The sequence below is a fragment of the Verminephrobacter aporrectodeae subsp. tuberculatae At4 genome (assembly GCF_000193225.1).
GTDB lineage: Bacteria > Pseudomonadota > Gammaproteobacteria > Burkholderiales > Burkholderiaceae_C > Acidovorax > Acidovorax aporrectodeae.
The window spans coordinates 1-7,023 of the sequence record NZ_AFAL01000093.1; the positions used below are offsets into that span (position 1 = coordinate 1).

Here is a 7,023-nt window from a genome sequence, read left to right on the forward strand (position 1 = left end):
CGACCCGGCGTGCGCCGCGCTACCCGACCCCGAGGCCCGCATCGCGCGCCTGACCGCCTGGGTGCTGCAGGCCGACCGGCTGGGCCTGAGCTACGGCCTGCGCCTGCCCGGCGTGGAAATCGCTCCCGACGCGGGCGCCGCGCACCGCAGGCGCTGCCTGGAGGCCCTGGCGCTGTGCTGAAGAACTGATGGCGGGTCAACTCCCGCCCGCGCAGAATCCGTAGGGCCCCGCGTACTCGCCGACGACGCAGGCATGCGACACCAGCCGGCCCGCATGCCATTGGTGCAACTGGTAGCCGGGGGGCTCGAGCACGAAGCGCTCCGGCGCGTTCGCGCGCAGGTCCAGCGTCAGCTGGTACGCGGGGCTGGGGCAGGTGGACGCGAGCGTGCCCCCGAAGCGGCACTGGATGGAACGGTGCAGATGGCCGCACAGCACACGCTCGACGTGCGGGTACTTTCCGAGAATCCTCTCCAGCACGTCGGCGCCTTCGAGCCCGAGCGTGTCCATATAGGGAATTCCCGTGGCAAACGGCGGGTGGTGCATGGCGATGACCGTGGGGCGCGGGTCCTGCGCCAGTTGCGCGTCCAGCCAGGCCAGCCTTGGGCCGCACAACTGCCCACGCCCTTCCATCGGGACGACGGTATCCAGCGCGAGCAGCCGCAGGGGCCCCAGGTCCACGGCGTACTGCAGGAATTCGCCGGTCTGCCCGAAATAGCCAAAGCGCGGGCCGGTAAATGCCTGGCGCAGCGCAGCGCGTTCGTCATGGTTTCCGGGCAGAAGGTACATCGGCATCGTCAGCGGCGCGAGCAGTTCGCGCAGCAAGGCGTACTCCCCGGGGTCGCCATGGTCGGCCAAGTCCCCCGTCAGCAGGACCAGGTCGGGGCGCGGATCCTGGCGCAGGACGTCGGCAACGCATGCCGCAAGCATGCCCGCCGTGTCGACGATGCCGTAGGCCGGCCTGCCGCTGGCCTGGACATGCGTGTCGGAGATTTGGGCGATCAACATGGGGGACTCTTTCCGGATGGGGTCTGCTGCGGTGCGGGACAGGCCCGCGGGCAGAGTCTCGCGCAACTGCGTGCTTGGCCGCAAGCAGGTGGTCCAGGAAAAGCCCGGGGTTTGTGTTGATGTTTGTCACATCAAAGACATCAGCTTACACTGCTTGGCGCAGGTCTTTGCGCAGCGGTCAAGTGAACACGCCCGCCGTGGTCGGAGACCTCAACCCACTGATGTATCGTTTTTCTCAAGGAACAAAACCATGAAAACCCAATTGGCACTCGCGGTGGCCGGAGCAATCCTGCTCACGGCCTGCGGCAGCAAGACGGACGTGAGCGAAAAGAACTTTGGCGCAGCCATCAAGCAGTATCTCGAAAAGAAAGGTGAGCTTTGCCTGGGCCTGGGAGAGGTGGAGTGGCCAGTCGATGTGTCGGAAGATAGTTGGAAAGCGCAAAAGGACGATCCGACCAGCACGGTAAGGAAAATGGAAGCCTTGGCCGCTGTTGATCTGGTATCAGGAACCGATGCCGAAATCGATGAGGTTATCTGGGGCATGAGACCTACGGGTCGCAAACTCATGGGGAAGCGCTATGCGTTGACTGATGCAGGAAAAAAATTCTACCGGAAGCAGGGGGGCGACATTTGCTACGGAAACTTGGCGCTCGACAAAATAGTGAAATGGGAAGGACCCATGAAACTGGGTGACTACCAGGAAGCCGGTGTGACGTTCCTGTACGAAATCGACGATTTGGCGGGTTGGGCAAAGAAATCCGAAATTCAGACCGCATTCCCCAAGGTCGGCGCAGTCATTGAAGGAGCCGAGAAAAAAGAACAGAAACACCAGGTCAAGCTGACAAGCCTGGGTTGGGAAGCTATAGGGCTGGACTAAGGGGTCGCTGGTCGGTGCCTGGGCAAGAAGCGCCGCAGGATGGGACGACGCGAGCGATGTTTCTCGGGCCTCGCGCCGATTCCTGCCAACCCCCTCAGTGATGCCCGCCGTGTCGACGATGCCGTAGGCCGGCCTGCCGTTGGCCTGGACTCAAGCGGACGCGCCCGCCGTGGTCGGAGACCTCAAACCCACTGATGTATCGTTTTTCTCAAGGAACAGAACCATGAAAACCCACTTGGCATTCGCGGTGGCCGGAGCAATCCTGCTCACGGCCTGCGGCAGCAAGACTGACGTGAACGAAAAGAACTTTGGCGCAGCCATGAAGCAGTATTTCGAAAAGAAAGGTGAGCTTTGCCTGGGCCTGAGAAAGTGGCCAGCCGATGTGTCGCAAGAGGATTTGAAAGCGCAGAAGGACGATCCGACCAACATGGCGGGAAAAATGGAAGCCTTGGTCGCTGTTGGTCTGGTGTCAGGAACCGATACCGAAATCGATCAGCGTCACTGGGCCAGCAACAAACCGACGGGTCGCAAACTCATGGTAAAGCGCTATGTGTTGACCGATGCAGGAAAAAATTCCACCGGGAATGGGAGCGGGATCAGGAGCAGGTGAGCGACATTTGCTACGGAAACTTGGCGCTCGACAAAATAGTGAAATGGGAAGGGCCCATGAAACGGGGTGACTACCAGGAAGCCCGTGTGACGTACCTGTACGAAATCGACGATTTGGCGGGTTGGGCAAGGAAATCCGAAATTCAGACCGCATTTCCCCAGGTCGGAAAAATCATTGAAGGAACCGAGAAAAAAGAACAGAAACACCAGGTCAAGCTGACAAGCCTGGGTTGGGAGGCTAAAGGGCTGGACTGAGGGGCCGCTGGTCGGTGCCTGGGCAAGAAGCGCCGCAGGATGGGACGACGCGAGCGATGTTTCGCGGGCCTCGCGCCAATTTCTGCCAGTTTCCTCCGTTATCCCCCTGACTTCGGAGCGTGTGCCACACTGCCGGCCTCAGGGCTTGAACGAACCGATTCGCAAAGGATGAAGATGCAAGATACCGCAAGCCATGCGCAGCTGCGGGCGCGCGTTCTGGACTGGCTCGCTGGCCAGGGGCCGGCAATGCAGGCCTTGTTGCGCAAAGTGGTCGATATCGACAGCGGCAGCCGCGACGAAGCGGGTGTTGGCGCCGTGGCGAGCGCATTGCGCGAGCGGCTTGAGGCGGCCGGTGTGGCGGTGCAATGCGAGCCCGTTCCCGGCTATGGCGTGCTGTTGCATGGCCAGGTTCCCGGGGCCGGCGAGGGCGCCCCGATCCTGCTCATGGGGCATATGGACACGGTGTACCCGGCGGGCACTGCGGCGCGGCGTCCTTTTCGGGTGGAGGGCGATCGCGCATACGGCCCCGGCGTGGCCGACATGAAGTCGGGCCTGGTGATGAACGTGTTCGTCGCCGAAGCCTTCGCGCGTTGCGGGGGGCTGAAGACGCCCTTGCAGCTGCTTTTTTCGTGCGATGAAGAGATCGGCTCGCAGGCCACACGCGAGCGCATCATGGCCAAGGCGCGCGGTGCACGGGCGGTGTTCAACGCCGAGCCGGGCCGCGTGAGCGGCAACCTCGTGACCAGTCGCAAGGGCTCCATGGTCGTGGAGTTCGAGATCGAAGGGGTCGCCGCGCACGCGGGAATCAACCCCGCAGCGGGCGCCAGCGCGATCGACGCGTTGGCGCGCAAGATTCTTGCGCTGCATGCGTTCACCGACCCCGCCACGGGAACCACCGCGAATGTGGGCGTGGTGCAGGGCGGAGTCGTGCCGAACATGGTCGCGCCGCATGCCCGGGCCGAACTGGACCTGCGCTTTACCTCGGACACCGACCCGGACCTGCTGCTTGCGCGGGTGCGCGCCGTCGTCGAGGAGCCGTCGCTGCCGCACACCCGGGGGCGCATCACTGCGGCGCGCCGCACCTTGCCCATGCGGCCCACGCCCGAGCCCCTGCTCGCGCTCTACCAGCGCGGCGCGAAGTCGCTGGGCTTCGAGGTGCAGGGCGAGTTCACCGGAGGCGCGGCCGACAGCGGCCTGACGGCCTCCGTCGGGGCGCCCACCCTGTGCGCAACCGGCCCCGTGGGCGGGCACGCGCACACTGAGCGCGAGTACTGCGAGCTGGCCACCTGCGTGCCCCGTGCCCAGGCCGTGGCGCTGGCCATCCTGGACCACCCCTGATTCCCGGGGCGCTTCCGATCCGCCGGAACCAGCCCTTGCGCGAATGCGAGAATCCTGCGCATGCGCGCCGCACCCCACACGCTGAGAATCACCCGCCCCGACGACTGGCACCTGCATCTGCGCGACGGCGAGCCCCTGCGCAGCGTCGTTGCGCACAGCGCCGCCCAGTTCGCGCGCGCGATCATCATGCCCAACCTGCGGCCCCCCGTGACCACGGCGCAGCAGGCGCTGGACTACCGGCAGCGCATTCTGTCGGCCGTTCCCGCTGGCCTGCGCTTCGAGCCGCTGATGACGCTGTACCTCACCGACGAGCTGCCGCCCGACGAGATCGGGCGCGCCAAGGCGGCCGGCGTGCTCGCCGCCAAGCTCTACCCCGCGGGGGCCACCACCCACAGCGACGCGGGCGTGACCGATTTGCGCAAGATCCGCAAGACGCTCGAAGCCATGCAGAAGGCCGGAATGCTGTTGCTGGTGCATGGCGAGGTGACCGGCAGCGACGTGGACCTGTTCGACCGCGAGGCCGTGTTCATCGAACAGCAACTCATCCCGCTGCGCCGCGATTTTCCCGAGCTCAAGATCGTCTTCGAGCACATCACCACCCGGGACGCCGCCGACTATGTGCAGCAGGCCGACCGCTTCACGGCCGCCACCATCACGGCGCACCACCTGCTGTACAACCGCAACGCCATTTTTTCCATGGGCCTGCGCCCGCACTACTACTGCCTGCCCGTTCTCAAGCGCGAAACGCACCGGCTGGCCTTGGTGCGCGCCGCCACCAGTGGCTCCGACAGGTTCTTTCTGGGCACCGACAGTGCGCCGCACCCCGCGCACCTGAAGGAACATGCGACGGGCTGCGCCGGCTGCTACACCGCGCACGCTGCGATCGAGATGTACGCCGAGGCCTTCGACAACGCGGCTGCGCTCGACCGGCTCGAAGGCTTTGCCAGCTTCCATGGCCCCGACTTCTACGGCCTGCCGCGCAACACCGGCAGCATCACCCTGCGCCGCGAGTCCTGGACGCCCCCGCAGCGCTTTGCGTTTGGCCAGGCAGAGCTCAAGCCGCTGCGCGCGGGGGAGTCCCTGCCGTGGCGGCTGGTTCCGGCAGACGGCACGACGTCCCTGGAAGTTGGCGGCGACGAACCGGCGCGCTGATGCCGGAGCGCGCAGTTCGCCCGCCGCCCGGCTGGTGTGCAGCCGCCGCGCCTCAGGCCGTTCCCTGCGCCGCGATCCAATGCGCCACCGCCGCGACGCGCGCGCGGTGAATCCGCTTGCCGACCTGCGGGCCGCTCGCGCCCTGCGCCGTTGCCTGCGCTGCGATGTCGCTGGTGGCCACGGATTGCACGGTGGCGAGCACGGCGGCAAGCCGCGCCCGCTGCGGGTACGCCGACTCCTCGAATCCGAGCCGCCCGCGCGCATCGCATTCGCAGGCCAGCAGGACGTCGGCAAAGCGCCCGGGCTTGCGGATCGCGTCGCAGCGTTCGAGCAGGCGCACCAGCGCCGCGGCCGAGAGTTCGCCGCTGCGGTGGACGTGGCCGTGCTCGCGCGCCACCGTGTCGGCGGTCGCGTGGCAATCCACGGGAACACGCAAGCGCTTGGCAAGGCTTTTGAGCAGCTCGGCGCTGCGCACTTCATGGCCGATATGGCGCGGCAGCAGGTCGGCCGGGGTGTTGCCCTTGCCCAGATCGTGCGCCAGGCAGGCAAAGCGCACGCTCAGCGGCGCCTGTAGTTGCGCGGACATGTCGAGCACCAGCATCAGGTGCACGCCGGTATCGACCTCGGGATGGTATTCGGCGCGCTGGGGAACGCCCCACAGGCGCGCCACCTCGGGCAGCAGCACCTGGAGCGCGCCGCACGCGCGCAGCACCTCGAACATGCGCGACGGCTTTTCCTGCATCAGCCCCCGCGCCAGTTCCTGCCATACGCGCTCGGCGACCAGGTGCTGCATCTCGCCGTGCGCCACCATCTCGCGCATGAGTTGCATCGTCCCGGGCGCCACGGTGAAGTCCGGCAAGCACGCCGCAAAGCGGGCCACGCGCAGGATGCGCACCGGGTCTTCGCGAAAGGCATCGCTGACATGGCGCAGCACCCTGGCCGCGACGTCCCGGGCGCCATGGTGCGGGTCGAAAAGTTCTGCAACGCCCGAATCCGCGGTGCGCATGGCCATCGCATTCATCGTCAGATCGCGGCGCGAGAGGTCTTCCTCAAGCGTCACGTCGGGCGCGCTGTGCACCACGAAGCCCCGGTAGCCGCTTCCGCTCTTGCGCTCGGTGCGCGCGAGTGCGTATTCCTCGCGCGTCTCGGGGTGCAGAAAGACGGGAAAATCGCGCCCCACCGGCAGATAGCCGTGCGCCAGCATCTGCCCGGGCGTGGCGCCCACCACCACCCAGTCGTGGTCGTGCACGGGGCGTCCGAGCAAGCGGTCGCGCACTGCGCCCCCTACCATGTAGATCTGCATGCGGGCTGGCTCAGGGTTTGCGCAGGGGACGCGGGGGGCGGCTCATGCGCTCGCTGCGCCCAGCAGCATGCCGGGTCGCCAATCAGCGCCGCGCAGAAAGTCGGCCGCATCCAGCCGCTTGCCGCCGGCGCGTTGCAGGGCCGTCAGGCGCAGGACCGTGCCCTGCGCGCAGGCCACGGCGACCCCTGCGCCATCGACAGCCAGAATCAGCCCCGGGCGCAGATCGGCCGCGCAGCCCTTGGCATCGATTGCCGCGCCCCAGACCTTGATGGTTTCGCCGTGGCACCCGGTGCTGGCGCCGGGAAACGGGTCAAACGCCCGGATGCGCCGGCCGATCACCGCCGCGGGCAGCGACCAGTCGATGGGGCTTTCGGATTTCTCGATCTTGCGCGCGTAGCTGACGCCCTCGGCCGGCTGCGCCTGTGCTTGCAGGCGCGCGCGCGCGGCCATTTCCAGCGCCTGCACGATGAGGCGGCCGCCCAG

8 protein-coding genes and 1 pseudogene are annotated in these 7,023 nt (G+C 66.6%); 6 read left to right on the top strand and 3 right to left on the bottom strand.

The annotated features are described in order from the left end of the window. A pseudogene (locus tag VTU_RS25570) lies at positions 1-181 on the top strand (DUF58 domain-containing protein); the annotation flags it as partial. Positions 182-196: 15 nt separating this feature from the next. On the opposite strand, the gene VTU_RS0103850 reads toward VTU_RS25570, so the two are convergent. After that, positions 197-1,006 carry a phosphodiesterase gene (locus VTU_RS0103850; RefSeq protein WP_010100960.1) on the bottom strand — a complete coding sequence of 270 codons (810 nt, stop codon included), beginning with the start codon at positions 1,004-1,006 and terminating at the stop codon, positions 197-199. 250 nt (positions 1,007-1,256) lie between these two features. On the opposite strand from VTU_RS0103850, the gene VTU_RS0103855 reads away from it, so the two are divergent. From VTU_RS0103855 to pyrC, 5 genes are all read left to right on the top strand, one after another. Further along, positions 1,257-1,883: an SEN1982 family lipoprotein gene (locus VTU_RS0103855; RefSeq protein ID WP_010100962.1), complete on the top strand. Its 627-nt coding sequence runs from the start codon at positions 1,257-1,259 to the stop codon at positions 1,881-1,883. 223 nt (positions 1,884-2,106) lie between these two features. Then, a complete protein-coding gene (locus tag VTU_RS34375; protein WP_010100963.1) occupies positions 2,107-2,493 on the top strand; it encodes an SEN1982 family lipoprotein in 387 nt (128 codons plus the stop codon). Beyond that, entirely contained in the window at positions 2,490-2,747 is a 258-nt protein-coding gene (locus VTU_RS34380; RefSeq protein WP_010100964.1) for an SEN1982 family lipoprotein, read from the top strand. The genes VTU_RS34375 and VTU_RS34380 overlap by 4 nt, the downstream gene beginning before the upstream one ends. Positions 2,748-2,915: 168 nt before the next feature. Continuing rightward, positions 2,916-4,085: a M20 family metallopeptidase gene (locus tag VTU_RS0103865; protein ID WP_010100965.1), complete on the top strand. Its 1,170-nt coding sequence runs from the start codon at positions 2,916-2,918 to the stop codon at positions 4,083-4,085. Positions 4,086-4,145: 60 nt separating this feature from the next. Then, positions 4,146-5,237 carry a dihydroorotase gene (gene pyrC, locus VTU_RS0103870; protein ID WP_010100966.1) on the top strand — a complete coding sequence of 364 codons (1,092 nt, stop codon included), beginning with the start codon at positions 4,146-4,148 and terminating at the stop codon, positions 5,235-5,237. 52 nt (positions 5,238-5,289) lie between these two features. On the opposite strand, the gene VTU_RS0103875 is transcribed toward pyrC, so the two are convergent. Further along, a complete protein-coding gene (locus tag VTU_RS0103875; protein ID WP_010100967.1) occupies positions 5,290-6,540 on the bottom strand; it encodes a multifunctional CCA addition/repair protein in 1,251 nt (416 codons plus the stop codon). Between the two features lie 42 nt (positions 6,541-6,582). Next, positions 6,583-7,023, bottom strand: a 441-nt coding sequence (locus VTU_RS0103880) for a methionyl-tRNA formyltransferase (RefSeq protein WP_029554085.1), incomplete at its 5' end; no start/stop codon positions are given.